The sequence below is a fragment of the Halomonas sp. SIMBA_159 genome (assembly GCF_046536035.1).
Lineage (GTDB): Bacteria > Pseudomonadota > Gammaproteobacteria > Pseudomonadales > Halomonadaceae > Vreelandella > Vreelandella venusta_A.
This window is the reverse complement of sequence record NZ_JAWJBT010000022.1, coordinates 43624-69016: the sequence shown is the minus strand read 5'-3', so window position 1 is coordinate 69016 and position 25393 is coordinate 43624. Positions and strand designations below refer to the sequence as shown.

24 protein-coding genes and 2 riboswitches are annotated in these 25393 nt (G+C 58.6%); of the genes, 6 read left to right on the top strand and 18 right to left on the bottom strand.

Annotated elements, in window-relative coordinates:
* Positions 1-181 precede the first annotated feature (181 nt).
* Together R0J87_RS14885 and R0J87_RS14880 are read left to right on the top strand one after the other, a co-directional pair.
* A complete protein-coding gene (locus tag R0J87_RS14885) occupies positions 182-655 on the top strand; it encodes a TspO/MBR family protein (protein ID WP_498887099.1) in 474 nt (157 codons plus the stop codon).
* A gap of 35 nt (positions 656-690) precedes the next feature.
* Positions 691-1287, top strand: coding sequence for a cell division protein ZipA C-terminal FtsZ-binding domain-containing protein (locus tag R0J87_RS14880; protein WP_498887097.1), 597 nt, complete (start codon positions 691-693; stop codon positions 1285-1287).
* A gap of 1 nt (position 1288) precedes the next feature.
* Here R0J87_RS14880 and R0J87_RS14875 read toward each other — a convergent pair whose 3' ends face one another.
* From R0J87_RS14875 to R0J87_RS14865, 3 genes are all read right to left on the bottom strand, one after another.
* Positions 1289-2875 carry an ABC-F family ATPase gene (locus R0J87_RS14875; RefSeq protein WP_498887094.1) on the bottom strand — a complete coding sequence of 529 codons (1587 nt, stop codon included), beginning with the start codon at positions 2873-2875 and terminating at the stop codon, positions 1289-1291.
* A gap of 128 nt (positions 2876-3003) precedes the next feature.
* Positions 3004-3870, bottom strand: coding sequence for a sirohydrochlorin chelatase (locus tag R0J87_RS14870; protein WP_498887093.1), 867 nt, complete (start codon positions 3868-3870; stop codon positions 3004-3006).
* A gap of 30 nt (positions 3871-3900) precedes the next feature.
* Positions 3901-4809: a histone deacetylase family protein gene (locus R0J87_RS14865; protein ID WP_498887091.1), complete on the bottom strand. Its 909-nt coding sequence runs from the start codon at positions 4807-4809 to the stop codon at positions 3901-3903.
* 38 nt (positions 4810-4847) lie between these two features.
* On the opposite strand from R0J87_RS14865, the gene R0J87_RS14860 reads away from it, so the two are divergent.
* A complete protein-coding gene (locus R0J87_RS14860; protein ID WP_498887089.1) occupies positions 4848-5435 on the top strand; it encodes a gamma-glutamylcyclotransferase in 588 nt (195 codons plus the stop codon).
* Here the strand turns inward: R0J87_RS14860 and R0J87_RS14855 are convergent.
* Positions 5426-5953, bottom strand: coding sequence for an HPP family protein (locus tag R0J87_RS14855; RefSeq protein WP_054645337.1), 528 nt, complete (start codon positions 5951-5953; stop codon positions 5426-5428). The genes R0J87_RS14860 and R0J87_RS14855 overlap by 10 nt on opposite strands.
* Before the next feature lie 105 nt (positions 5954-6058).
* Between R0J87_RS14855 and R0J87_RS14850 the strand changes: the two genes are divergently transcribed.
* Complete coding sequence (locus R0J87_RS14850) at positions 6059-6970, top strand: DMT family transporter (protein WP_498887086.1); 912 nt, start codon at positions 6059-6061, stop codon at positions 6968-6970.
* Here R0J87_RS14850 and R0J87_RS14845 read toward each other — a convergent pair.
* A complete protein-coding gene (locus R0J87_RS14845; protein ID WP_044630200.1) occupies positions 6945-7238 on the bottom strand; it encodes a hypothetical protein in 294 nt (97 codons plus the stop codon). The genes R0J87_RS14850 and R0J87_RS14845 overlap by 26 nt on opposite strands.
* Before the next feature lie 177 nt (positions 7239-7415).
* Positions 7416-7506: riboswitch (glycine riboswitch) on the top strand.
* A gap of 8 nt (positions 7507-7514) precedes the next feature.
* Positions 7515-7622: riboswitch (glycine riboswitch) on the top strand.
* 60 nt (positions 7623-7682) lie between these two features.
* On the opposite strand from R0J87_RS14845, the gene R0J87_RS14840 reads away from it, so the two are divergent.
* Positions 7683-8924: a D-amino acid dehydrogenase gene (locus R0J87_RS14840; protein WP_498887085.1), complete on the top strand. Its 1242-nt coding sequence runs from the start codon at positions 7683-7685 to the stop codon at positions 8922-8924.
* An 82-nt stretch (positions 8925-9006) separates the two neighbouring features.
* On the opposite strand, the gene R0J87_RS14835 is transcribed toward R0J87_RS14840, so the two are convergent.
* The 3 genes from R0J87_RS14835 to R0J87_RS14825 form a co-directional block, all read right to left on the bottom strand.
* Entirely contained in the window at positions 9007-9924 is a 918-nt protein-coding gene (locus tag R0J87_RS14835) for a GGDEF domain-containing protein (protein ID WP_498887083.1), read from the bottom strand.
* Between the two features lie 186 nt (positions 9925-10110).
* Entirely contained in the window at positions 10111-13170 is a 3060-nt protein-coding gene (locus R0J87_RS14830; protein ID WP_498887081.1) for an efflux RND transporter permease subunit, read from the bottom strand.
* Positions 13157-14314: an efflux RND transporter periplasmic adaptor subunit gene (locus R0J87_RS14825; protein WP_498887079.1), complete on the bottom strand. Its 1158-nt coding sequence runs from the start codon at positions 14312-14314 to the stop codon at positions 13157-13159. The genes R0J87_RS14830 and R0J87_RS14825 overlap by 14 nt, the downstream gene beginning before the upstream one ends.
* Positions 14315-14413: 99 nt before the next feature.
* Here R0J87_RS14825 and R0J87_RS14820 point away from each other — a divergent pair, with 99 nt between their 5' ends.
* Positions 14414-15076, top strand: coding sequence for a TetR/AcrR family transcriptional regulator (locus R0J87_RS14820; RefSeq protein WP_498887077.1), 663 nt, complete (start codon positions 14414-14416; stop codon positions 15074-15076).
* Positions 15077-15086: 10 nt separating this feature from the next.
* Here the strand turns inward: R0J87_RS14820 and R0J87_RS14815 are convergent, their stop codons facing one another.
* From R0J87_RS14815 to ltnD, 10 genes are all read right to left on the bottom strand, one after another.
* Positions 15087-15959 carry an NAD(P)-dependent oxidoreductase gene (locus R0J87_RS14815; RefSeq protein WP_498887075.1) on the bottom strand — a complete coding sequence of 291 codons (873 nt, stop codon included), beginning with the start codon at positions 15957-15959 and terminating at the stop codon, positions 15087-15089.
* A 26-nt stretch (positions 15960-15985) separates the two neighbouring features.
* Positions 15986-17443, bottom strand: coding sequence for an aldehyde dehydrogenase family protein (locus R0J87_RS14810; RefSeq protein WP_498887073.1), 1458 nt, complete (start codon positions 17441-17443; stop codon positions 15986-15988).
* 144 nt (positions 17444-17587) lie between these two features.
* Positions 17588-18865: a TRAP transporter large permease gene (locus tag R0J87_RS14805; RefSeq protein WP_498887072.1), complete on the bottom strand. Its 1278-nt coding sequence runs from the start codon at positions 18863-18865 to the stop codon at positions 17588-17590.
* Positions 18862-19425, bottom strand: coding sequence for a TRAP transporter small permease (locus tag R0J87_RS14800; RefSeq protein ID WP_498887070.1), 564 nt, complete (start codon positions 19423-19425; stop codon positions 18862-18864). Before R0J87_RS14800 ends, R0J87_RS14805 begins: the two co-directional genes overlap by 4 nt.
* A gap of 60 nt (positions 19426-19485) precedes the next feature.
* A complete protein-coding gene (locus tag R0J87_RS14795; protein ID WP_498887068.1) occupies positions 19486-20484 on the bottom strand; it encodes a TRAP transporter substrate-binding protein in 999 nt (332 codons plus the stop codon).
* A gap of 112 nt (positions 20485-20596) precedes the next feature.
* Positions 20597-21562, bottom strand: coding sequence for a D-erythronate dehydrogenase (denD, locus tag R0J87_RS14790; protein WP_498887067.1), 966 nt, complete (start codon positions 21560-21562; stop codon positions 20597-20599).
* A gap of 86 nt (positions 21563-21648) precedes the next feature.
* Positions 21649-22446, bottom strand: a complete 798-nt coding sequence (otnI, locus tag R0J87_RS14785) for a 2-oxo-tetronate isomerase (RefSeq protein ID WP_498887065.1) — start codon at positions 22444-22446, stop codon at positions 21649-21651.
* Between the two features lie 51 nt (positions 22447-22497).
* Positions 22498-23157, bottom strand: coding sequence for a 3-oxo-tetronate 4-phosphate decarboxylase (gene otnC, locus R0J87_RS14780; RefSeq protein WP_498887063.1), 660 nt, complete (start codon positions 23155-23157; stop codon positions 22498-22500).
* Positions 23154-24449, bottom strand: coding sequence for a 3-oxo-tetronate kinase (gene otnK / locus R0J87_RS14775; RefSeq protein WP_498887061.1), 1296 nt, complete (start codon positions 24447-24449; stop codon positions 23154-23156). The genes otnC and otnK overlap by 4 nt, the downstream gene beginning before the upstream one ends.
* Positions 24449-25384, bottom strand: a complete 936-nt coding sequence (gene ltnD, locus R0J87_RS14770) for an L-threonate dehydrogenase (RefSeq protein WP_188639799.1) — start codon at positions 25382-25384, stop codon at positions 24449-24451. The genes otnK and ltnD overlap by 1 nt, the downstream gene beginning before the upstream one ends.
* Positions 25385-25393 lie beyond the last annotated feature (9 nt).

The following is a 25393-nucleotide window of genomic DNA, read 5'->3' as shown; positions in this document are numbered from 1 at the left end:
ACCCGCGTGCTGTCCGGGCACGACCACAGAAATATGCGGTGAGTAAAAAGCCAGTCAGGCTTAACTGACTGGCATTATCACTTAGGTGGTGCTTTTTTTATGCCTAACGGTTTTAAAACACTGCTAGGCTATTGATTCTCTCGTTTTAACGCGACGTATTGTCTTCACGAATAGGTGGCACATGCTCGGTTCGCTCTTAGCGCTGCTGGTATCTTTACTGCTGGTGGGCGCCGCTGCGGCAACAGGCGCACGTTTTCGCCCTGATGGCTGGTACAGGGCGCTGCGCAAACCCCGCTGGACACCGCCTGACCTGGCCTTTCCCATTGCCTGGGGTATTCTCTATCTGCTGATGGCGATTGCGGCTTGGCGGATTTATATGGCGGACGACTCGCCACTGCGCAGCGCGAGCCTGGCTGTGTATGGCGTGCAGCTGTTGGCCAATGCGGCGTGGTCCTGGCTCTTCTTTGGGCGCAAGCAGATTACCGCCGCGCTAGTAGATATCGTGCTGCTGTTAGGATTGATTACGCTGGCCATCGGTCTGTTTGCCCAGGTGAATACCCTCGCCGCGTGGCTGATGGTGCCTTACTGGCTGTGGGTTGCTCTGGCGCTGGCACTCAATGCCACCATTTTGCGATTAAACAGAACCTATAAATAGAGCCTAGGTGTTAACTAACTAAAGGGTTTCACCCCATGGATATGACGTCTCTTCCCGTGCTGCTGGCCTTTGCCTCTCTGCTGTTAGGCATAGTAGCCGTGGTGATTTTCGCTTACGTTGTGGTGCCCAAACGGCGTCGCGCCAAGGCCAAGGCCGAAGAAGCAGAGGCACCGGCACCGGTCGCCGCGCCTACGCCGCCGCCAGCGGAAGAGCCGCCGTCCGCCCCCGCTAAGCGTACTGGCAAGGTCAAGCAGCACTCGCTGTTCGTCATTTTCAACCAGCCGGATGTCACCACCGATGAGCGGTTAACCGAGTGGCTGCGTGGGAAAAGCGCCCATTACGACGCGATCAAGAAGGTGTTTTTAATTGATGGCCAGCAGGCATCTAACCCGATCACCGTGGCCAACGCTTTCCCTCCAGGGGAGATGCCCGACCTGCTCCGAGGGGAAACCCACGAGCCCATTCGTGGGGTTAGCCTGCTGGTAAAACCGCCGCTGCATAAACGCCGCAATCAGCAGATGCACGTGTATGTAGAGCTCGCCAAAGAGATGAACGAGACCTTCAGCGGTAAAATGCTGGATGCTGACAGGGAACCTGCCAGCGAATCCACCTATGCTCAGATTATCGGCTAACTTACACCACGCCTTGGCTGCGCAGGTAGTCGTCGTAGCTGCCGCTGAAATCGACAATGCCATCTGGCTGCATATCAATGATGCGCGTGGCGAGGCTGGAAACAAACTCCCGGTCGTGGCTGACGAACAGCAGCGTGCCGGGGTAGTTCTCCAGCGCTAGGTTGAGCGCTTCAATGGATTCCATATCCAGGTGGTTGGTGGGCTCGTCCATCAGCAGCACGTTGGGGTTGGTGAGCGTTAGCTTGCCGAACAACATGCGGCCCTGCTCACCCCCAGAAATCACCTTCACCGACTTGTTGATATCGTCGCTTGAGAACAGCATGCGGCCCAGCGCACCACGTACTACTTGCTCACCGCCTTTGGTCCACTGGCCCATCCACTCAAACAGCGTGGCGTCATTGGCGAAGTCATCGGCGTGGTCTTGGGCAAAGATGCCTAGCTCGGCGGCGTCGGTCCACTTCACTTCACCGGCATCTGGGCGTAGATCCCCGCCCAGGGTTTTCAGCAGCGTGGTTTTGCCAATGCCGTTAGGGCCGATGATGGCAATGCGCTCGCCCGCTTCGACGGTCATAGAGAAGCGCTTGAACAGCGGCTCGCCGTCGTAGCCTTTGGTAATCGCATCCACGTTCACCGCGTTGCGGTGGATCTTCTTGTTTTGATCAAAGCGGATAAACGGGCTCACCCGGCTGGAGGGTTTGATATCTTCCAGCTTAATTTTATCGATCTGGCGCGCCCGCGAGGTGGCCTGCTTCGCTTTGGAGGCGTTGGCCGAGAAGCGGCTGACGAACTGCTGAAGCTCGGCAATTTGCGCTTTCTTCTTGGCGTTATCAGAGTGCTGACGCTCACGGGCAGCGGTGGCGGCCGTCATGTAGTCGTCGTAGTTACCGGGGAACAGGGTGATTTCGCCGTAATCCAGATCCGCCATGTGGGTACACACGCTGTTCAGGAAGTGACGGTCGTGGGAAATAATCACCATGGTGCTGCTACGCGCTTTTAGAATCTCTTCCAGCCAGCGGATGGTGTTGATATCCAGGTGGTTGGTGGGTTCGTCCAGCAGCAGCACGTCCGGGTCGGAGAACAGCGCCTGCGCCAACAGTACGCGCAGCTTCCAGCCGGGGGCGACTTCGCTCATGGGGCCGGTGTGCTGTTCAATAGGAATGCCCAGGCCCAGCAGCAGCTCGCCCGCGCGGGACTCGGCGGTGTAGCCATCCAACTCGGCGTAGCGCACTTCTAAATCCGCTACGGCCATGCCGTCTTCTTCACTCATTTCAGGCAGCGAGTAGATGCGCTCACGCTCGGCGGCCACTTTCCACAGCTCGGCGTTGCCCATGATAACGGTGTCGATGACCCGCTCGTTTTCGTAGGCAAACTGGTTCTGGCGCAGCTTACCCAGCCGGGTGCTGCTATCCAGCATCACCTGCCCAGACGAGGGCTCCAGCTCGCCACCCAGGATTTTCATGAAGGTGGACTTACCGCAACCATTCGCGCCAATCAAACCGTAGCGATTGCCGTTATTAAATTTGACGGAAACGTTTTCAAACAGGGGCTTGGCCCCAAACTGCATGGTGATATTGGCGGTTGCGATCAAGATAGAAGCCCTGGTTAACGAAAAAGCTCTGAAACGAAGAAGCGCTGGTTGATGAACGAGCACGCTTGCAAAAGCCCGCGATTCTACGCGCCTTTGGGCGACGTTACATCTCCCCTCTTTGCCTTCCTTTACCGGGCATCTGAAACGTGCGCAGGCATTTCTAGCAGAAAGCGTTCACCGTCAAGCGTTTGGCGTAGGCGCGAGTGTAGAATTTCAACAATCCCCTGGTGCTCGCCTACCAGCGCGGTGGTCGTCACCTTCAACCCAGTGTGGCGCTGTTCGGCGGCGGCGCAAATCTCGGCAATATCGCCACCCTCACCGGCATGCCGCCCGGGGGAGAGAAACAGCATCGCCAGCACCACGTTACTGCTACTGAATTCAGGCGTATCCAGCAAGTTCTCCAACAGTGGCTCGTTAAAGCGGTACTCGTCACCTTCCCGGCGCTCCATAGAGGCCGCCGCCACGCAGCGCACTTCGTCGCCCAGCAGCACGCTCAACTGCCCGGCTAAGCGGTTGCGCACGGCGGTAACGTCGGGGATGGGGCTGCCGTGATCCACCAGCGCGACCTTAGCAGCGCCTTGTTCAGGCAGCTGCGTACGCACGTTATCGGCCAACAGCTGTGCCAAGCGCAGGTCGTTATTCCCCAGCTCATCCACCAGCGGCTGAGCAACCCGCACCGACACGTTAGGGAAACGCGCCTGTAGCGCGGCCATTCGCTCGGGCAGGTAGCCGGTCAGCGCTTGGCTGGGGCCGAAGAAAAACGGCAGCACGATAATCTCGGTGGCGCCTGCCTCGGCGCTGCGTTCGGCAGCGGGGCCTAGCGTAATGGCGGGTATGCCACCCACCTCTTCAGCGGGGATTTTATTGGAGTGCAGCAGCGAGGCCGCCTGAACGGTCTCCCCCAGCTGTTCACTCAACGCCGCAGCCACCCGACGCAGGTTATGGGTGGCCTGTGGGCGTTTGGAGCCGTTATCTACCAAAAAAATGGCGCGCATCGTTTCCTATCCTTTTTCTGAAAGAGGGCGTTACATCATCAGCACATCCGCCGCGGCACGGTGCAGCTGGGCGTGTCGTGTGGCGAGGGCGGTGATATCGCGGTCGTAGCCGCCGCCAATCACCGCCGCCACGGGAATGTCAGACTCGCGACACAGGTTTAGCACGTAGTAATCTCGGGCATAGAGCCCATCGCTGCTTAGCGATAAGTAGCCCAGGCGGTCGTCGTGATGCACATCCACCCCGGCATCATAGAGCACCACATCCGGCTGGTAGGCGGCGAGTAACCCAGGAAGCCAAGAAGCGAGTTCAGCCAAATAAGCAGCATCCTCCATGCCGTTGGGCAGGGCGATATCCAGGTAGCTTTTTGCTTTGCGGGCGGGGAAGTTACGCGCCGCGTGCATGGAAAAGGTAAACACGCCGGGCTCGTTAGCAAAGAGTCGCGCGGTGCCGTCGCCTTGATGCACGTCGCAATCCACAATCAGCACCCGCTCTACCCAGCCCTGGGCCAGCGCGTGGGCGGCGGCCACGGCTAAATCGTTGATCAAACAGTAGCCGCTGGCGGCATCCGCATGGGCGTGGTGCGTACCGCCCGCCGAGTTGCAGGCAAGCCCGGTGGCCTGGGCCGCTTCCAGGGTGAGCAGCGTGCCGCCGGTTTCTAGCCGCACTCGTTCCACCAAGGCCTCAGACCAAACGAATCCACTACGCCGCTGAGCGGCACGATCAAGCTGGCCGTGCAAAAACGCCTGAACATAGTCACGAGTATGCACGCGCTGGAGGCTTTCGAGGGTGGCCGGTTGGGGCGTTTGCCACTCGATGGGGCAGGCCAGCGTTTGCTCGCCCAATAGCTGCCGAAGCACCCGAAACTTTTCCATGGGGAAGGGGTGATTGGCTGGTAAATCAATCGTATAACCCGGATGATGAACCACCGTTAACGCCATGCGCGTACAGCCACTTTGGTCACAAATGTAGATCGCTTATGTTGCTTGATACCACGACGTTAAACCAGCAAAGAAACTTCTTCGACGGCCATGCGGATATCTGGCTCTTTGGGTACGGCTCGTTGATTTGGAAGGCCGATTTTGACTATTTAGAGCGTCGGCCTGCCGCGATTACCGGCTGGGCGCGGCGCTTCTGGCAGGGCTCCCACGACCACCGCGGCACGCCGGAAGCACCGGGGCGTGTGGCGACGCTGATTCGTGCCGAAGGCGCGGTATGTCACGGCATGGCCTACCGCATCACCCCAGAGGTGCTCGCACCGTTGGATGTGCGGGAGAAAAACGGCTACCTGCGGGAAAAAGTCACGCTGACGTTTTTGGATGAGGCGGGTAACCCTGACGCCGACCAAGCGCCTAGCGAGGGGCTGATTTATCTGGCAAGCGAGGACAACCCGGCGTTTTTAGGCGATGCCCCGCTGGCCGACATCGCCCAGCAAATTGCCCAAGCCCACGGCCCCAGCGGCCCCAACAGCGCTTACTTGCTGAACCTAGCCCAAGCGCTGCGCGAGTTGGGCACTGAAGATGCGCATATTCTTGCCCTGGAAGAGCAGCTACAGCGCTACCAGTAGCGCGGATAGCGACGGTGACGCGCCAGGTTATTGACCAGAATCGCCACCACCAGCATGACGATGCAGCCTGCGCCAATGGGGATCAGCGGATACCACCAGCCCAACTGATGAACGCTGGCACCGCCTGCCACGGCAATCAGCGCAGCGGCAGCCCCTGGCGGGTGAACGGTATGGGTGAGCTGCATGACCAAAATGGAGAGCGATACTGCCAACGCCATCGACAGCGGCGTGGCCCCCAGTAGTTGATAGCAGCCCACCCCCACACAGGCAGAGAGCACGCTGCCAAACAAAACATGGCTTGGCTGGGCAAAGGGGCTTTCCGGAGCGGCGTAAATCAGCACCGAAGTTGCCCCGAACGAGCCCACGATCAACAGCTGCTGGGAGAGCCACTCGGCGCTTAGCCAGCAAATCAGCGCCATGCCAGTAAAGGCACCCAGCCACGACCAGCAGGCATCTCGCCAGCCTACCCGGGGGCGCGGCGTTCGTTCTCCGCGCATCTTGCCAAGATACGTTTTCATCGCACTCGCCTTTGCACAAAAAGAGTGCAAATAATGACAAAATGCACCAAAGAAGCAAATGACGATGCGTCATAGGCGCATGAAACTCGCTCAAGGACGACACCCATGCCACCATCAACTTCCTCTCTCGCCGTTGCCCCTTCCAGCCTATTGCTAGCGGTGGTGGCTGCCGTGGGCATGGCCACTATCGGCGTGATCTCGCGCATCACCGGGCTGAACGCGGAGAGCATCACCTTCTACCGATTGGGGTTAGGGGCGCTATTTTTGCTCGGTTATCTGCTGCTGACCAAACGCCATGCAGGGCTCACCACACTGCCAGGGCGGCACGTAATGGTCAGCGGGAGCTTGCTGGCGGCGTTCATCCTGTTTTACGTGCAGGCGATGAACTATACACAAATGGCCAACGCCATTTTGATGGTGTATCTCGCGCCGATTGTGGCGGCTATCGCGGCCCATGCGCTATTTAACGAACGGCTTGCAGCAGCGCAGGTTTCGCTTATTGGCTTGGCGCTGTTTGGGTTCGCGATGATGCAGGAGTTTCGGCTCAACCTGGACGATCAGCAGGACTTGATCGGCATGGGTTTTGGCTTAGCGGCTATGCTGGCCTACAGCGGTTTTATCCTGGCGAACCGTCGCTTACCGCGCCACCTAGATGACCGTACCTGCGCTTTCTGGCAATTAGCAGTCGGGGCGCTGGTCATCTTGCCGTTTGCGCTATGGCAGCCAGCAGGGCTTGCGGCCAGCACGTGGCAAGTGCCGTGGTTGTTGGCTGCAGGCCTTGTGCCCGGTTTTTTGGCGCTGCTGTGCGCGGTGATGGCGATTAACCGCCTGCCCACCGCGCTATACGGCACGCTGGCTTACTGTGAACCGGTGGCGGTGGTGATTTTTGGCTGGAGCCTGTTTGGCGAAGCGCTTTCGCCTTTGCAGTTAAGCGGCTGCGGGCTAGTGATCGCCTGCGGCGTTGCGCAGGCGTGGGTCGGTGGCCGGGGCGCTACATCATCAGCCACGACAGGATAAACAGCCCAATCAGCGTGCGGAAAATGCCGCCAATAATGGAGCCACGCAAAAACGCACGCAGCCCGCCCCATAGCACCAGCAAGCCAATCAGCAGTATGGCTAGGCTTAAAAACGAGTCATTAATCCCCAGCGAACGCGTCAGCCCGCCGATAAAGTCGTCAAAGGCACCGAAAAAGTTGGTAAAAAGCCCTACCAAAAACTCCACCACGACGCGAATGGCGTCGCCAATCGCCTCGCCGATGCCTTCAAAAAATCCGTTTGCCTGCATGCGCGTTGTCCATTGCTTGAAGATAATTGATCGAAAATAGCGAGTTGAAGATAGCTCGTTGAAGATAGCGGGCATTGTGTGTGAAAACACGCAAACTGGCAAAGCCAGGTGATTCAGCGGAGCGGCTTCCACCTTTCGCCTATTCCCTTTTTAGCACCGCCGCGTTACAACGTTAAGTACGCATTTGCGGGAGAGACTGGTGCACGACACCAGCGCCGAAGGAGCAACGACCCCGGAAACTCTCAGGCCAACGGACCGCAACTGCTAACGTTTTTACCAATACGTTCCGAAGAGCGGTTGATGACTGCGTCACTCAGCCCACCGAAGGAGCAAGCGCCACATCATCGGCGTGAATCTCTCAGGTTCCATGACGGAAGGGGTACGCCTAGCAAACACGTTTGCTGGGGGTATCGCCCGACGCTCATACAATCTGTGGAGAGACTCATGCAACGCATTGCAATTATTGGCGGTGGTATTACCGGTATTACCAGCGCCTATGCCCTCGTGAAACGCGGCTTTGACGTCACTGTGTTTGAAAAGCATCGCTACGCCGCGATGGAAACCTCGTTTGCCAACGGCGGTCAGCTTTCAGCTTCAAACGCCGAGGTGTGGAACCACTGGCCCACGGTCATCAAAGGCCTGCGCTGGATGCTGAAAAACGACGCCCCGCTGCTCGTCAACCCTCGCCCTACCTGGCACAAGCTGAGCTGGTTTGCGGAATTTATCGCCGCCATTCCCCGTTACGCCGACAACACCACCGAAACAACGCGCCTCGCCATTGCGGCTCGGGAACACCTGTTTCAGTGGGCGCGAGACGAGCAGATCAATTTCGACGTGAAACAGAAAGGCATTTTGCATATCTACCGCGATAAAGCGGGCTACGAGCATGCCGCTAAGGTCTCACAGCTGCTGCATAAAGGCGGGCTTGAGCGCCGCGCCGTGACACCAGAAGAGATGCGCGCCATCGAGCCTACGCTGGCGGGCAGCTACTACGGCGGCTTCTTTACCGAAAGCGACGCCACCGGGGATATTCACAAGTACACCAACGGGTTGGCACAAGCCGCTGCTAAACGCGGTGTGAAACTTAACTACGGCCACCAGGTGACCGACCTGGGTGCGGATGAAAACAGTGCCTGGGTCAGCGCTTCAATCGACGGTGAAGAGGTACGCCAAAGCTTTGATAGCGTGGTGGTGTGTGCCGGGGTCGGCAGTCGCGCCATCGCCGCCAAGCTAGGCGACCGTGTCAACATCTACCCGGTCAAAGGCTACTCCATCACCGTACAGCTGGACGACGAAGCCTCACAGCAGGCCGCACCGACGGTGAGCCTGTTGGATGACGAAACCAAGCTGGTGACCAGCCGCCTGGGGAACGACCGCTTCCGCGTGGCCGGTACCGCTGAATTCAACGGCGCGAACCGCGATATTCGTAACGATCGGATTCAGCCGCTGGTGCGCTGGGTAGAGCAGTGCTTCCCCGGCGTGAGTACTCAACGAGTGGTGCCTTGGGCGGGCTTGCGCCCAATGCTGCCGAACATGCTGCCCAAAGTCGGCCCCGGCAAATTGCCGACCGTTTTCTACAATACCGGCCACGGCCACCTGGGCTGGACGCTTTCTGCGATTACCGCTGAAATGCTCGCGGATGCGGTGGATAACTCCACTGCCACCTCGTTGGCTGCGACGCGCTAAGCGGAGCCATCGCTCAAAACGACCAAAGGGGCCGCTGGGCCCCTTTTTGCTAACACGCCCTTTTTATAACACGCCTTTTTTGCTAACACGCGACGCGATCTCGCCCGCTCTCTTTCGCTTGGTAAAGCGCGTTATCGACCCGCTTCATCATACTTTTGGGGGTGTCATTTGCGGCGGCTTCTGTCACTCCAAGGCTGACGGTCACGCGCTCAGCTCCTGGAAAGGCGGCGCTTCCGATGCGCTGACGTATCTTTTCGGCCAGCTGTGCTGCCTGCTTGAGAGAGGTTTCAGGAGCCAGAATCATAAACTCCTCCCCACCCCAGCGGGCGCAGTAATCGGCGGTGCGCAGGTTGGCTTCCAATAGCGTCGCCAAGGCGCGCAGCACCTGGTCGCCCACATCGTGGCCTTGGCTATCGTTGATCGTCTTAAAGTAGTCGATATCGAGCATAATGAGCGAAAACGGCCGCACATAGCGGTTTAAGCGCCCCAGCTCATGTTTTAACAGGTAATCAAACCGGGAGCGATTCATCAGACCGGTAAGCATATCGGTCGTGGCGAGACGTTTTAGTTCGGCCTCTTTTTCCACCCGTTTGGTGATATCACGCTGAACCAGCACCAGCACGTTATCGGCATAGCCGGGCATCGACATGACCGTCACGCGCCACTCAATCCGCGGCCTTGGCCCGTTGGAGCGCGGCGCTTCATCAGCGTAGTCTAACCCTGACATGGAGCAGCCCAAGCTGAGCTTACCGCAGGCCAGCGCGCTATTGAGCTGATTCAGCAACTGCTTGTTCGCTGACGCTTGATGGACAATTTTGGGCTCAGCGCCTAACCAGTGGTCGCGCTCGCCTCCCCAAAACTGCACGTACTCCGCGCTAACATCCAAAATCCGAATGCCTTTTCCATCAGGTAGGCCGCTTAGTACGGCAACGGCCTGACTGCTGGGTTCGCTAAGAGGCAGCGGCACTCCTTGCTCTATTTCTTGCTGTGTTTCTACCATATTTCATCCAATGAATATCTGCACTCGGGTCGTCTCATCCCAGAAACGAGCGGTGATCCAAGTGCGATTAGCCTATCGGCGATGCGTCACTCTTACGCGTTGGCAATGATGCCATTACATAAAGAGTACGCTCGTTTACTCACTAGCAATATAGTCCACGTTATCCATAAGCGAAAAGGCGTGCCCTTATGCTGCGGCTCTTGCGACCCAAAGCCGGTACAGCGCTGGCGTAAAGAAAAACGACACCAGCGTGGCCAAGAGCAGACCAAACCCAACGGTTTGCGCGAAAGGTGGCCATAAGCCGCCGGCCGCGACCATGAGGGGAATCAGTCCTGCAAAGGTCGTGATGGTGGTGGACACAATATGACGACTAGTGGGGCCACTAATCACCGCGAGCATCGCGTCCATATCGCCTTGCCGGGCGGCAGGATCATCGTCAAAGGCGGCAATGATAATGATCGTGGCGTTAATCGCCACCCCCACTAGCCCCATAATGCCAACGATGATCACGAAGCCAAAGGCGTGGCCACTCATCAGCAGGGCCACAATCCCCATGCCCATCGCCTGGGCCCCGGCAATGAACACAATGGCGGCGCGGCGGAAGGAATTAAAGGCCAGCACCACGGTGGCCACCATGGCAATCACCAGCAGCACGACCGAGGCAAGCAGCTGGCCTACCGCTTCGTCACGTTCGGCGGCCTCACCGCCCGTTTCGATCCGATAGCCTGCGGGCACGCTGATATCGCCCGCGTCTATGGCCGCCTGAAGCTTGGCATCCAGCTGCGCCATGGACACAGCAGGCAGCGCATCGGCCACTAAATAGCCTTGCACTAGCTGCACGCGCTCCGCATTCCGGCGGGTTATCACACTCCAGGCGGGGGAGAGCTGAGTATCAGCGACAGCGGCGAGCGGCAACCCTTCGCTTACCTGGTCGCTCACCAACCGCAGCGCGGCAAGCTGTTCGGTGTCGGTGCGCCACTCATCAGCGTAACGGACGCGCACCGGCAGCTGTTGCGTGTCTTCTAACAGCATGCCCGCAGGCTGACCGGTTAGCGCCGCCCCTACCTGCTCTGCCAAATTCTGCGCGGAAAGCCCCACATCGCTCAGCGCGGTGTGGTCGATGTCCAGCATCAGCCTGGGCAAATCACGCTGCATACCCGCCCGCACATGCGTCACCTGAGGAAGCTGGTGCATCAATCCCGCTAGCTCCAGGCCAAGCGAAGAGAGCACCGCTAAATCATCGCCATACACACGAAGTTCAATGGGCGCTTTAAAAGGCGGGCCTTGCTCATATTTGCGCACCACACTCTGGGCTTGGGGAAAGCGTTGATCAAGCGCTTGCTGCAGCCCTGGCACCTGCTGATTGGTAACTTCTAATGACGTCGTATCAACAATCAGATGAAGAAACGCCGGATTATTATCCTCATTCGTCATGACGTTGTAGTACATCATCGGCGCGCTTTCGCCGATGAACGATGACACGCGCACCACCCCAGGCACCTCGCGCACCATGCTCTCTACCTCATGGGCCAGCGCTTCTGTTTGAGCGATGCTACTAGCAGCGGGCAAGCGCACCTCAATATGGAACTGGTCGCGGTCGGCAGGGGGAAAAAACGCCACGTCGAGCGTAGGCATTAACGCCATTCCGCCAACGGGGACACAGAGGGTGATGACCATAGCGGCCACGGGGTGGCGAAGCGCACTGCGCACCGTGCCACGAAAGGCCCTCTTCATCGCATTATCGCGCGGGGTGGGCGGTTTGGCCGCCACCTTGGCCAGCAGCATGGGCGACAGCGCGGGCACCAGGAACAGTGAAATTAAATAAGAGCTGACCAGCGCGACCATCACCGCCATGGCCAGCGGGCCGACAAACTCTCCCGCAGGCCCCGGCATCAGCACAATGGGCATGAACGCTAAAATTGTGGTGAGCGTACTGGCAAGCAGCGGCACCGCTAAATGGCGCAGCGCATCACGGGTAGCGGCCAGCGCGGAATCGCCCTGGAGAAAGCGCTCTCTTAGAGCGTTCGTCATGACAATGGCGTTATCCACCATCAGCCCCAGCGCGACAATAATGCCGGTGATGCTCATCTGGTGAATTTCCATTCCCAGCGGCTGGAAAAAGGCCAGCGTGAGCAGCGCGGTAGCCGGTATCGCCAGCCCCACGGTCAGGGCAGAGCGCCAGCCCATGGTGAGAAATAGCAGCGCCACCACCAGCACTAAGCCCATCAGCAGGCTGAGCGCCACATCGCTTAAGCGCTGGTTGGTGTAGCTGGCCTGCTCAAAGACCTCTTCTACCGCTAACCCCATGGGTAACGCTTCTGTAAATGCGGCTAGCTCGGCCTGTGCGCGCTCAACCCACACATCGATTCGCTGGCCTGGAGCCATGCGGGCACCGACGAACACCGCGCGCTCGCCGTTTAGCAGGGCCACGGCCGCTGGCGGGTCTTGTACACCACGCCGCAGCTCTGCGATGTCACCCAAGGTGACGGTTTGGCCCTGCCGAGTTGAGATATTAATTTCCCGCAGCCGATCAAGCGCATCAAATTCGCCGCTTAAACCCACCGTTAAACGATGCCCTTGGGTCACGACTTCACCGGCCGTTCGGCGGCCATCGCTGGCTTCAATCGCTGCGGCCAGTTGGCCAATGGAAAGCCCGAGCGCGTTAAGCTCTAAGGGGTTCACCATCACTTCAACCTGCTCGCCCGCCATGCCAAAGCGATGTGTGTATTCCGTACCGGCCACCCGTCGAAACTGATCTTCTAGCCGCTCCGCGTAGCGCTCCATGAGCTGTGGGTTGGGCGGTGTGTCTAAGGTCCAGCGCAGGGCGGCCACAATGCTAAAGGCATAGCCACGGTCATCTAACAGTTCCGGTGTTGATACCCCCTCGGGCAGCGAAGGCGCTACGTCACTCAGCTTGTCGCGCACGCGGCTCCAGATCGGCGTGACATTGGTCACGGCATCATCCAGCTCCAGGCTAATCACGGCGATGCCTTGCCGCAACGTCGATTCTAGTACGTTAATTTCTGAAATGGTGCGCAGCTCATCTTCAATTGGCCGCGCAACCAGCGCTTCAACTTGCTCGGGCGTGGCGCCTGGAAACGGCGCGAGCACCGTGGCGATACGCGCCACCAAATGAGGATCTTCTGCTCGGGGCAGGGTTTGAATCGCCGATAGCCCAGCGACAATCAGTAGGCCAAGCGACAGGGCTAGTAAGCGCCGATTAAATAACCACTCAATGCGCTGCATGAGCCACTTCCTCACTGAGCGTGACCTGCTGGCCAGGGGTAATACGGTGAGTACCGCTGGTAATGAGGCGCATGCCGGACGCCAGCGTGCCGCGCACAAAGGCGTTGTCGCCTTCGCTGTGCAGCAGCTCGACGCTGGCACGCGTCACGCGGTAGCGCTCGTTTTCGAGCGGCTCAGCAATCAGCACGTTCCATAAACCACGGTCGGCGGCGCGCAGCGCGGATAGCGGCACCCAGTAGCCGCTGGCGGGCTCCGTGATGGCGTATGGCAGCTCTGCCAAATCCCCCGGCACGACGTTGTCGGCGCTTAACAGCGTGACCACCAGGGTTTGCGTACGGCTATCGCTATCGACTTGCGGCAACCGAGCACGCACCTCGCCCTCGATTGGCTGGCCGTTAACGGTCAGCGTCACGGCCTCACCTTCGGCAAACGTCGCGGCTAGCCGAGCAGGCAGACCAAGATGGGCCTCAAGCCGGTGGGTATCTACCAAGTCAAACGCCGTCGTGCCACTGCTGACGAGGCTGCCAACATTAATGTGGCGCTCAACGATGCGTCCGGCAAAGGGGGCTGTTAAGTCGCTGTCTTCTAGATCGGCCGTAAGGCTATCGCGCTCGGCCGCTAACGCTGAGAGACGCGCTTGTAGGGTTAAGCGGTCGGTGCGGGCTTGGTCCAGCGCCGTGCGGCTGGCAAAGTTGCTCTGGTTCAGCTGGGCTTCGCGCTCTTCCTGGCGTTGGGCAAGCGCTAAGCTTGCGCGGGCTTCTTCGCTGCGTGCTGCCACTTCCGCCAGGCGGCTTTCTAACCGGCGGGTATCCAGCGTGGCGAGCACTTCCCCCTGTTCCACAGCCTGCCCGCGATCAGCAAGTATGTCGTCGACGCGGCCAGCGGGTTCAAACGCCAGCGCAACGGCGTGGAGCGCCACTACTTGCCCGGTTAAGCGCACATGGCGCGTGAGCGTTTCTGCTTGGTCAAGGGGTTGCGTTGCTACTTGGAGTAAGGCGTTATCCGCTCCCTGCTGGCGTGCCTGCTGTGCACTGCTGTGCTGGCTAGTGAGTAGCGCTACAACGGCCAGTGTCGTGCCGATCATCAGCAGTGCCGCCAGCAAACCGCGTAGCCGGTGGCCCCAGGAAGTGTTTAACGTGCCCATGTTGGCCTCGAAATGGTTTATTCTTGAACGATTACGTTCACTATAATATGTGTACGCAACCGTTCAATAACTATTTTTCAATAGGCATGGGTTTATTGCATGACAGACGCTCAACCGCCGTTACCTGACCAAAAACGCAGCGTCGGCCGCCCTAAGGACATGGCCAAACGCGATGCGATGATGGACGCCGCGGCGTGCCTGTTTTTTCGCAATGGCTTGGAAGCGGTGACCATGGAGGCAGTCGCCCGTGAAGCCGGTGTTTCCAAGGTCACGGTATATGGCCACTTTGCGTCGAAGGAAGCACTGTTTGGCAGCGTGATTCGTCGCGAAACCGCCACCATTCGCCAAGGGCTGACACAGCTTCCCGATACCCATGATGCGGTGCGCCAATCGCTGATCGATGTAGGTGTGAGCATGGTGCGCTTTTTACTAGAGCCCCATGTGCTGGCGGTTGAGCGCGTCATGAGCAACCAGGGTGAGCAGCACCCCAAACTGTTACAGGCGTTTTTTGAAGCGGGCCCCTGGGCCATCAGCCAGTGGTTACAAGAAAAGCTGGGGGGGCTAGCCAACGCAGGCCACCTGAGCCTGCCTGCTCCTGAACGCGCCGCCGACCAGCTCTGCAGCATGTGGCAGGGTATGCTGATTAAGGAGGTGCGGATGGGCGTTCGCACACCTCCTTCAGATAAAGAGCTGAAGCAGCAGATCAGCAGTGCTGTGGATGTGTTTCTTGCCGCTTATGCCGCGCCTAAGCCTGCCGGATAGCTAGGAGTAGCTAGCGGCGCTCTAACACGCCAATCACCTCCGGTATGGATAGCTGCTGCTCTTCTACGGATTGATATAAATCCCGCACGGCGGCCGCAATGCTCCCCTCGACCGCCAAATCATGAGTCATGGTGTGGTAATAACCTAAATCTTTACTGGCATTCGCCACGCTAAACCGAAAGCCCGAAGGATCATTGTTGGCAATGTAAGGGCGTAGGCGCTCTAGTACCACGCCACCTCCGCCGCCAGCACCCAAGACTTCCAACAGCGCATCGGCACCGATACCCGCTTTTCGGGAGGCCGCAGTGGCCTCCGCTAACACGGCGGAGAAGCCCAATGAAACAAAGTTATGCAGCAGCTTCAACGTATGTCCTGCCCCCACCTCACCGGCATAAGCAATGTTCTCTGCAAACGCTTCCAGTAATGGGTGCATGTCGTCAAAAAGCACTTTGGGTGCGCCAACAATGAGGTTTAGCCGCCCTTCTGCAGCCTCTTTGGGCGTGCGTGTCATTGCGGCGTCCATAAAACGCCCGCCCGCCTTCACTACTTTAGCCGCTACCTGGGCCGTTGAGCTGGGCAAGGCGGTGGAACAGTCCACCACCACGCTATTGGGCTTCAAGCCTTCTAATACGCCGTTGGGCTCAAACAGCACCGCCTCTACCTGGGGCGAGCCGGTGACGCATAAAATCACCACCTCCGCTCTTTGCGCCACCGCTTTTCCTGACGGTAGCGCGGTAGCCCCCGCTGCCAGCAAGTCCTCCACGGGTTGATTACCGGGATGCTCAAGAAAACTCACGTGATGGCCTGCCCGTAGCAAACTGCTGGCAATACCATGGCCCATTAACCCAACACCGATGAGACCTACCTGCTGTACATGGGTCATTGTTATCTCCTAGCCGACAATGGCGCTTAGTGTTTGATGGCGACGGTTTTGATGCGCGTGTAACTACGCAGGCCTTCAAAGCCTTTCTCACGACCATGGCCTGAACGCCCGACACCACCAAACGGCAGCTCTACCCCGCCGGCGGCCCCATAGTTATTAATAAACACTTGGCCGCTACGAATGCCTTTCGCCAGACGCAGTTGCCTCCCTCCGTCGCGGGTCCACACCCCGGCACACAAACCAAAATCAGTGGCGTTGGCGAGCTTCAGCGCATGCGCTTCGTCGTCAAAGATCTGCACCACCAGCACGGGCCCAAACAGCTCTTCATGAAGCACTTCATGACCATCAGGAATGTTCGTCAGCAGTTGCGGGAGCACAAAGTGCCCACCAGAGGGAGCACTGGGCGCTAACTGCCCTATCGCGGCAATACAAATGCCGTCTGCTTCAGCCGCCGTTAAACGCGACGCCAGCTTGGCTTTTTGACGAGCGTTAATCAGCGGCCCACAGCCTGCATCGGCCTCGCCTGCATCACAGCGCAGCGCCGCAAAGCGTTTGCAAAGGTCCGCCACCACACGGTCGGCGATGTCTCGCTGGACCAGCAAGCGGCTTCCCGCTGAACAGGTTTGCCCAGCGTTTTGCACAATGCCGCGCACAATCGCGGGCAGCGCCGCATCCAGATCCGCATCGTCAAACACCACCTGTGGCGATTTACCGCCTAATTCCAGCGTTACCGGAACGTGATGCACAGCGGCCGCCTGGGCCACGTGGGTGCCCGTTTCCGGCGAGCCGGTAAACGACAGATGATCAATCTGCGGATGCGCCGCCAACGCGGCTCCTGCTTCCCGGCCTAGCCCCGGCACCACGTTCAGTGCCCCCGCGGGTAAGCCATGGGCGGCTGCCAGTTCCACTAACCCCAGCACGCTGAGGCAGGCATCTTCTGCAGGCTTCAGTACCACCGTATTGCCCGCCGCTAACGCCGCTGCCACGCAGCGCCCAAAGATTTGCGAGGGATAGTTCCAAGGAATGATTTGCGCGCACACGCCGTAAGGTTCACGCAGGGTCATCACGGCAAAATCATTTTCAAACGGAATGGTTTCACCGTGGAGCTTATCCGCCGCACCGCCATAGAACCGGAAGTAGCGAGCACAGGCGGCAATATCTCCCTGCGCTTGGGTCATCGGCTTACCGGTATCGGCGCACTCAAGCTGTGCTAGGCGCGCGTGATTAGCTTCTATCGCATCGGCAAACCGCAGCAGCCACAGGCTGCGCTGGCGGGCCGACCAACTGGACCACTCGCCTAACTGGCCCGAAAACGCAAGGCGAGCCGCCTGAACCGCCTCATCGACTTCACCTTGCTGGCTACGTGCGATGTGGGCTAGCAGCTCTCCTGTTGCGGGGGCTTCGACGGATAACGTGTCGGCGGTATCAACCCACTCGCCGCCAATAAACGCCTGCGCTGGCGGTATCGTTATATTCAATGACATTCAGCACTCCATTATTGTGATTATTATGGGGCAGCGACGCCTGCGCTAACGGCACGGGCGTCGCTGCTATCTATCGGTTAAAACACTTGCTGCAAAACACTCGCTTCAAAGTACGCTCTTCAAAGCACATTCTGCACAACATTATTAGCCGTAAAAAATGTTCACTAGCCCCATCGAAATCCACGGCATGTAGGTAATCGCCATCAAACACGCCAGTACCACGAGCACAAAGCGCACCAGCCAGGGCAGCATTTGATCAATGGAGATTTTGGCAACGGCACAGGCGGCAAACAGGTTCACACCGAGCGGTGGGGTAATCATGCCCAGCGCTAAGTTCACCACCATCACCAGGCCAAAATGGACCGGGTGGATGCCAAACTGAATCGCGATCGGCGTGAGTATCGGGGCCAGTACTAAAATGGCCGCCGATGTTTCAATAAACATGCCCACAATCAGCAGCAGCGCGTTGACGACCAGTAAGAACATCATTGGGCTTTCAATGGTGTTGGTCACAAGCGTGGCAATTTGCGCCGGTAAGCCTGTGCGGCTTAACAAAAAGCTGAACAGCGCAGCCGACGCAATAATTAGCATTACCGCCGCCGTTGAGATAACGCTTTGGCGCAAGATAGGTAAGAGGTCAGCCAGTTTTAACTCGCGGTAGTAGAACCCTCCTGCGAACAGAGCGAAAAATACCGCCACGGCCGAGGCTTCTGTGGGAGTGAACACACCACCATAAATCCCGCCGATCACCACCACCGGCATCAGCAGCGCCACCCAGGCACGCTTGAGCGAAATCATAAAACCGGTGCTGTCTTTGTAATCGTCTTTACCGTAGCCACGCACTTTACAGAACAGGTAAAGAAAGATGATAAGCGCCATACCAATCAAAATGCCGGGCCCAATACCGGCCAGAAACAGCTGCCCAATGGAGGTATCAGTACTCACGCCATACAGAATCAGCGGGATAGAGGGGGGAATCAGCACGCCCAGTTCCGCCGATGACGCCTGAATAGAGGCCGCTAGCGGTTTGGGATAGCCGTGCTTCACCATGGCCGGAATCAAAATGGCACCAATGGCAAAGGTGGTGGCCACGCTGGAGCCGGACACCGCGGCAAACATCATGCACGTTAAAACGCAGGACATGGCAAGGCCGCCTTGCACACGCCCAACGATGGATTTAGCAAGGTCCACCAAGCGTTGTGAAATGCCCCCGGCGGCCATTAAGTTACCCGCCAGAATAAAGAACGGTATCGCCATCAGCGGAAACTTATCGATACCAATAAACATCTGCTGTGGAACAAGTAATAACGGCAGGCGCGTAAAGAATTCGATGCCAATAATAGAGGCGAGCACGATAGAGATCGCAATCGGCACGCCAAAGGTAAAGAGCACGATCAACGATAGTCCAATCACCATATTCATGAGGACGCTCCTTCTTTGGAACGCGGCGCATGGGCGGATGTTGGCTCATCGGTCAGCACTTCGCTGTTTTCTGGCCCTACTTTCTCGCGGCCACTGAGCTGCGCGGCTAAACGGGCGATCACTGACACCATCGCAAAGCTAGCGCCCATGGGAATCGCGGCATAGGCCCAGGACATGGAAATGTTCATGCCCGACATCACCTGGCTATTCACTCGCAGCGTCATTTGAATGCCGTAGTGCACTAACACGCCCAATACCAATAGGCAGCACAGCACAATCGCCACTTCCAGCATCATGAGCAGACGCGCAGGCATCCATTTATAGATGACCTCGACTGCCATCATATAGCCACCGCGAAACGTGGCGGCAGCGGCCATAAACACACACCAAATCATGGACGTTCTGGACGCCACTTCGGTCCAGGTAGAGGGCGCATTAAACAAAAATCGTGTAAGCACCTGATAGAAGCTGAGCGTGACCGATATGACCAGCATCAACACAGCAATCATCAGGGCAATACGGGTTAACTGATGCTCTAAACGAAGCAATACCGCTAGCATAAAAGGTCACCGTGCCTAGGCAGCCTCTGGCATTGCCAGAGGCTGCAGTGAAGGAAGTGCTTAGCAGCTACCCGCTTTTTCACGAATGCGTTCTAGCATTTCGCTGCCGTACTGAGAGGTAAAGATTTCATAGGCCGGTTCCACCGCCGCTTGGAAGGGAGCGGGGTCGATATCGGTTTTCACCGTCATGCCGTTGGCTTCCAGCAACGCAACCCCTTCCCGCTCAAGGCGCGATACTTCTTCACGAGTGGCGTCTACCGAGGCCGCTGCGGCCTGCATAAACCAGTCACGCTCCTCCTCGCTGAGGCCATCTAGCAAGATCGGTGAGCCCAGCACGATGGCCGGTGAGTAAACGTGCCCGGTCAGGGAAAGGTAGTCCTGCACTTCCCAGAAGTTGGTGGCCACAATGACCGTAATCGGATTTTCCTGGCCATCGACGGTGCCCTGCTGAAGCGCGGTAAACAGCTCCGGGAACGCCATCGGGGTGGGCCGCGCCCCCATTTGGCGGAACGCTTCTTGGTGTACTGCGTTCTCCATGGTGCGAACCCGTAACCCTTCCGCATCCGCTGGGCTGGCAATTTCGCGCTGGCTGTTGGTGAGGTGGCGGAAACCGTTTTCAGACCACGCCATACCGACTAAGCCATGGTCGCTCATCTTCTCCAGCAGCTCGTCACCGAGTTCGCTGTCCAGCACGCAGCGGGCTTGGTCGTAGTTTTCAAACAGGAACGGCAAATCCAGCACGTAGGTTTCCGGCACAAAGTTACCCAACGGGCCGCTGGAGGTAATCACCACGTCCACGGTGCCAATCTGCAGGCCTTCGATCATTTCCCGCTCGCCGCCGAGGGAACCGGAGGCGTGCTCAGTGACCGTAAAGGCGCCGTCGGATAGACGTTCTAGTGTCTCTTTAAACGCCTCGGCACCTACCGAGTAGTGAGAGGTGGAAGAGAGCGTGTGCCCCAAACTGATATCCGTGGCTGCCTGAGCGTGCAGTGCAATGCTGGCCGTCGCCATGGCGCTGATAGCAGTCACGAGTGCATGTCGAGTGAAGCGCTTGGTCATGATAAATCCCTCTTTATGTTGTTGTGAGGGTGAGTAGTGAAGGAGGCGTAGGCGTCTCCTTGTGGCGTTCTGCCCTATCGGCAGTGGGGTGAATCAGATGGGTAATAGCCGTTCATGGGTGCTGCTCAGCCATAAAGCTATCGATGATTTGGGTAAAGTCATCGTCGCCAACAAAACCAAGCTGGCTCGCTTTAGCGGTTTCAAAGCGGGCGGGCCAACTGGCGACAATGGCTTCGATATGCGGGTCGGGTGCATGTTTAACGAGCGCTAGGGCCTGCTCCCCGGCCGCTGTGCGAAGCGCTTTAAGCATGTCGGCGACGCTCACCGTGATGCCCGGCAGCATAAACGCGCGAAACGGTGCGAGTGCTTCACGAGGTACCTGGGAACCATGCACCAGCGCATCGACCACTTTGCCCGGCGACATCACAAACATTTCAAGAGTGGTGGGCACAGGGCAGATGGCCTCTTCACCATTGAGCGGCTCACGCAAAATGCTGGAGGCAAAGCTGGAGGCCGCGGCATTTGGGCGGCCGGGGCGGATCACAATGGTAGGCAAGCGAAGCACTAAGCCATCAATCTCGCCACGACGGCTGTAATCATTGATAAGCAGTTCGCACATGGCCTTTTGGGCACCGTAAGAGTTCTGCGGATGCAGCGCGGTCATGTCGTCAAGCACGTCCGGCAGCGCGCCGCCGTAGGCCGCCACGGAGCTGGCCATGATGAAGCGCGTATCGCGCAGGCCTCGGGCGCGGCAGCCTTCTAGCAGTGCCCGCGTCGCATCAAAATTGACCCGCATGCCGAGTTCTAAATCGGCTTCTGCGGCAGAGCTAACCACGGCTGCCAGGTGATAAATCACGTCAGGGCGCTGATCTAACACCTCGTCTAATGCGTGGGGCTGTGTAATATCCACCGCTCGTGACACCACCGTGATCGCGCCTGCGGAGGGCGACGGCGCTTCCACTTGGTCAATCAGCGTTAGCTGCGTGATCGATTGCTGGCGAAGCTCGCCACGCTGGATCAACTGCTGAGCGAGGCGCTGGCCCAAAAAGCCAGCGGCACCGGTAATGGCAATATGCATGATGCGATTCCTAATGTTGCGTTGTTCTTGTATGGGTGAACCTATTGGCGACTGTATGTGCAACTGGAGTTGGCCATAAAAACGGCTTAATGTGTGGTTAAGCCCCAGGGCGCTCCCCACCACAGCCCCGCCCGAGTGGCCGCCTGGGGGCGGTACTCACAGCCTACCCAGCCGCGATACCCCAGCGCGCTTAAGCGTTCAAAAATAGCGGGGTAATGCACTTCGCCCACATTAGGCTCGTGGCGATCAGGCACGCCGGCGATTTGAATATGGCCAATGGCGTTAAACTGACGCTCCAGATGATGAATCAAGTCGCCATCCATGATTTGGCAGTGGTACAGGTCAAACTGAAGTTTGAGGTTTTTGGCACCCACCTCTTCCAGCACTGCCATGGCCTGCGCCTGGCGGGAGAGAAAAAAGCCGGGCATATCGCGGGTATTAATCGGCTCAATCAGGACATCTATGCCTACTTTGGCCGCCTCGCTCGCCGCAAAACGCAGGTTACTAATATAGGTGGCGTGATGCTCCGCTTGGGTCGCGGCATCCGCGTTGTCAGGCAAAAGCCCTGCCATGGCATGAACCCGCGGGCAGTTAAGGGCTTCAGCGTAGCTCAGCGCTGCGGTGACCGAATCGCGAAACTCCGATTCCCGTCCTGGTAGGCTGGCAAGGCCACGCTCACCGGCGTCCCAATCCCCCGGCGGCAGATTAAACAGCACCTGTTCCAACTGGGACTCTTTCAACGCGTGCTGTAAATCACTAGCAGCAAACGCATAAGGGAACAGATACTCCACCCCTTTAAAGCCTGCCTCTGCAGCAGCGGCAAAGCGGTCGATAAAGGCGTGTTCGTTAAACAGCATGCTGAGGTTGGCGGCTAATCGAATCATGGGGCGCTCTTGTCGTTATGGGCGTTATTAAGTGCTTTGTTCAGTGCGTCGCTAGTCGCGTGGAAAACGCGCTTCCAGTTCGGCGACCTGCTCTAGCGTTAGCCCTCGCGGGTTCTCGCCCCGCAGCAGCAGGTAAAGCTTGGCGGTCTCTTCCAACTCTTCGGTGGCATACACCGCCGCTTCAAGAGTTTTACCCGCCACCACCGGGCCGTGATTGGCCAGCAGCACTGCGCTGTGCTTGCCCGCCAGGCCCCGCACCGCTTCGCCCAACTGGGGGTCGCCAGGGGTGTGGTAGGGCACCAGCGGCAGCTTGCCCACTCGCATGACGTAGTAGGCAGTGAGTGGCGGAATACAGTCGCAGGGGTCTACCCCCGGCAAACACGACACCGCCACCGAATGAGTGGAATGAAGATGTACGATAGCGCCGGACTGCGGGCGCTCGTCGTACATGGCCATGTGCAGGAACTGCTCCTTGGTAGGGGCATCGCCGCTGAGCAGCTGGCCGTGCGGGTCCAGGTGCGAAATACGTGCCGGGTCCAGCCGCCCCAGGCAGGCGTTGGTGGGCGTCATCAGCCAGCCGCCATCGTCCAGCCGCACGCTGATGTTGCCGCTGGAGCCCATGGTGAGGCCACGGTCGAACAGCGATTTACCAAGCGTGCTGATCTGCTCACGCAGGGTGTTATGGTGATGATGACGAAGGTTCACGCTCATGCCAGCACCTCGAAGGCGCGGGTGAAGAAGTCCACGCCGCCAAAGTTGCCAGACTTCAGCGCCAGCGAGAGTGGTGCCTCGCGCCCTGGCAGCGAGGCTTGAGTCCAGGGCACGCCGGGGTCGATCTGCTCACCGATGCGCAGGGTCGTCACGCCTAACGCGGAGACCACGGCACCGGAGGTTTCGCCGCCCGCTACCAATAACCGGCCCACGCCTTCCTGCACTAACGTTACCGCCAACTGGCTTAATGCATCTTCAACAAGGTGCCCTGCTCGCTCCACGCCGAGCGAGGCTTGCGCGTTTTTCACTTTTTCTGGATCGGCGGAGGCGTAAATTAATACCGGCGCGTTGTCGGATAGCCGCTGCCGCGCAAACGCAAGCGCCTGCTGCTGTTGCTGCTCGCCCTCTGCCAGCGCCAGCGGGTCCAGCGCTAAACCGCCGTCAGGATGCTTGGCCACGAAATCCGCCACTTGCGCCAGCGTGGCCCGTGAACAGCTACCCGACAGTACCAAGGCACCGCCAGTAGCAGGCGCTAAACGCCCCGGCTCTGCAATGTCTTCCAGCCAACCCAGTGCGCGGTACTGAGCAGGCAGCGCTTGTCCCAGACCAGAGCCGCCGGTGACCAGCGCCATTGTCGCCGTGGCTTCGGACAGCACGTCCAAATCCTGCTCATCTAAGCTATCGCAGATCACGTGGCGTACGCCTTGCTCGGCGAGCGTCGACAGATGCGTGCGGGTTGCCTCTGCCCCTTTGGCGAGTACGGCCCGGTTGGCCAAGCCCACCGGGTGTGGCGTTTGGCGGGAGAGCACACGGACCAAATCAGCATCCTGCATGGGGTTGAGCGGGTGGTGCTGCATGCCGCTGTCGTTCAGCAAACGGTCACCAACAAACAGGTGGCCTTGGTACACCGTGCGGCCATTAACGGGAAACGCAGGCACCATCACCGTTTGATGGGCATGAAGCCGTTCCAGCAAGGCATCAGCCACGGGGCCAATGTTGCCTTCGTCAGTGGAATCAAAGGTGGAGCAGTACTTAAAGAACAGCTGGCGAGCGCCCTGCTCGCGCAGCCACTCAAGTGCTGCCAGAGAATCAGTCACGGCGTCTTGCACTGGGCAGGAGCGAGACTTGAGCGCGACCACAACCGCATCGACATCGTGCAGGTCCACCGCTTCTTGCGGCACGCCAATCACCTGTAAGCAGCGCATGCCGCCACGCACCAAGTTATTGGCGAGATCAGTGGCTCCGGTAAAGTCGTCGGCGATAGCGCCCAACACGATTCCCTGATGGCTCATTATTTCGCTCCCTCGGCATCGTTGGCCGCTTCTGGCAACGCAATGCCCGATAAGCGCTGATAAACCTTAATCACCGCTGAGTCATCTTCCCGCCCAAAGCCTGCACCACTGGCCGCGGTAAATTGCTGCAACGCGCTGGCAGCCACCGGTGTTGCGAGTGAAAGCTCGCGACCTGTTTGATGAACAATATTGAGGTCTTTGACGAAGATATCGACCGCTGACAGCGGCGTGTAATCACCGCTCAAGATATGCGGTACGCGGTTCTCAAACATCCAGGAGTTACCCGCCGAATGGGTAATCACCTCATAAATCACCTCGGGGTCGAGGCCCATACGAATACCCAGCGCCATCGCCTCGGCTGCGGTGGCAATATGCACGCCCGCCAGCAGCTGATTGACCAGCTTCATACTGGAACCAACCCCTGGGGTATCGCCTAAGCGATACACTTTGGCCGCCATGGCATCTAATACCCGCTGCGCTTTGTTAAACACTTCTGGCTGGCCAGAGGCCATGACCGATAAATCACCGCTTTTGGCCTTGGCAGCGCCACCGCTAATGGGCGCATCCAGCATCCACAGTCCCGCCGCGGAAAGGCGTTCGCCTAGCTGCTTAGCTTGACTGGGTGCCACGGTGGCGCATTGCAAGATCACGCTACCCGGCGCTAGGTGGGCAACCACGCCCTGAGCCCCGAACAGCACCTCTTCAGCCTGTTGGCCATTCACAACAATCACCAACACAACGTCACAGTGGGCGAGCTCGGCGGGCGTTGCGACACTCTTGCCGCCAGCAGCGCTGAATACTTCGCGGGCACCGCTGGCAATATCGCAGCCGGTGACCTGAAAACCGCTGCTCAGTAGCGCAGTGGCAGTGCCCATACCCATGGCACCTAAGCCAATCACGCCGACTTGCTGGGATTGCTGTTGATCTTGACTCACCTGCCGCCA

What these genes read in the sequence shown, in the direction of transcription:
- R0J87_RS14885 (WP_498887099.1), top strand. Translation starts at nt 182, where the DNA reads ATGCTCGGTTCGCTCTTAGCGCTGCTGGTATCTTTACTGCTGGTGGGC.
- R0J87_RS14880 (WP_498887097.1), top strand. Translation starts at nt 691, where the DNA reads ATGGATATGACGTCTCTTCCCGTGCTGCTGGCCTTTGCCTCTCTGCTG.
- R0J87_RS14870 (WP_498887093.1), bottom strand. Translation starts at nt 3,870, where the DNA reads ATGCGCGCCATTTTTTTGGTAGATAACGGCTCCAAACGCCCACAGGCC.
- R0J87_RS14865 (WP_498887091.1), bottom strand. Translation starts at nt 4,809, where the DNA reads ATGGCGTTAACGGTGGTTCATCATCCGGGTTATACGATTGATTTACCA.
- R0J87_RS14860 (WP_498887089.1), top strand. Translation starts at nt 4,848, where the DNA reads ATGTTGCTTGATACCACGACGTTAAACCAGCAAAGAAACTTCTTCGAC.
- R0J87_RS14855 (WP_054645337.1), bottom strand. Translation starts at nt 5,953, where the DNA reads ATGAAAACGTATCTTGGCAAGATGCGCGGAGAACGAACGCCGCGCCCC.
- R0J87_RS14850 (WP_498887086.1), top strand. Translation starts at nt 6,059, where the DNA reads ATGCCACCATCAACTTCCTCTCTCGCCGTTGCCCCTTCCAGCCTATTG.
- R0J87_RS14845 (WP_044630200.1), bottom strand. Translation starts at nt 7,238, where the DNA reads ATGCAGGCAAACGGATTTTTTGAAGGCATCGGCGAGGCGATTGGCGAC.
- R0J87_RS14840 (WP_498887085.1), top strand. Translation starts at nt 7,683, where the DNA reads ATGCAACGCATTGCAATTATTGGCGGTGGTATTACCGGTATTACCAGC.
- R0J87_RS14835 (WP_498887083.1), bottom strand. Translation starts at nt 9,924, where the DNA reads ATGGTAGAAACACAGCAAGAAATAGAGCAAGGAGTGCCGCTGCCTCTT.
- R0J87_RS14830 (WP_498887081.1), bottom strand. Translation starts at nt 13,170, where the DNA reads ATGCAGCGCATTGAGTGGTTATTTAATCGGCGCTTACTAGCCCTGTCG.
- R0J87_RS14825 (WP_498887079.1), bottom strand. Translation starts at nt 14,314, where the DNA reads ATGGGCACGTTAAACACTTCCTGGGGCCACCGGCTACGCGGTTTGCTG.
- R0J87_RS14820 (WP_498887077.1), top strand. Translation starts at nt 14,414, where the DNA reads ATGACAGACGCTCAACCGCCGTTACCTGACCAAAAACGCAGCGTCGGC.
- R0J87_RS14815 (WP_498887075.1), bottom strand. Translation starts at nt 15,959, where the DNA reads ATGACCCATGTACAGCAGGTAGGTCTCATCGGTGTTGGGTTAATGGGC.
- R0J87_RS14810 (WP_498887073.1), bottom strand. Translation starts at nt 17,443, where the DNA reads ATGTCATTGAATATAACGATACCGCCAGCGCAGGCGTTTATTGGCGGC.
- R0J87_RS14805 (WP_498887072.1), bottom strand. Translation starts at nt 18,865, where the DNA reads ATGAATATGGTGATTGGACTATCGTTGATCGTGCTCTTTACCTTTGGC.
- R0J87_RS14800 (WP_498887070.1), bottom strand. Translation starts at nt 19,425, where the DNA reads ATGCTAGCGGTATTGCTTCGTTTAGAGCATCAGTTAACCCGTATTGCC.
- R0J87_RS14795 (WP_498887068.1), bottom strand. Translation starts at nt 20,484, where the DNA reads ATGACCAAGCGCTTCACTCGACATGCACTCGTGACTGCTATCAGCGCC.
- denD (WP_498887067.1), bottom strand. Translation starts at nt 21,562, where the DNA reads ATGCATATTGCCATTACCGGTGCCGCTGGCTTTTTGGGCCAGCGCCTC.
- otnI (WP_498887065.1), bottom strand. Translation starts at nt 22,446, where the DNA reads ATGATTCGATTAGCCGCCAACCTCAGCATGCTGTTTAACGAACACGCC.
- otnC (WP_498887063.1), bottom strand. Translation starts at nt 23,157, where the DNA reads ATGAGCGTGAACCTTCGTCATCATCACCATAACACCCTGCGTGAGCAG.
- otnK (WP_498887061.1), bottom strand. Translation starts at nt 24,449, where the DNA reads ATGAGCCATCAGGGAATCGTGTTGGGCGCTATCGCCGACGACTTTACC.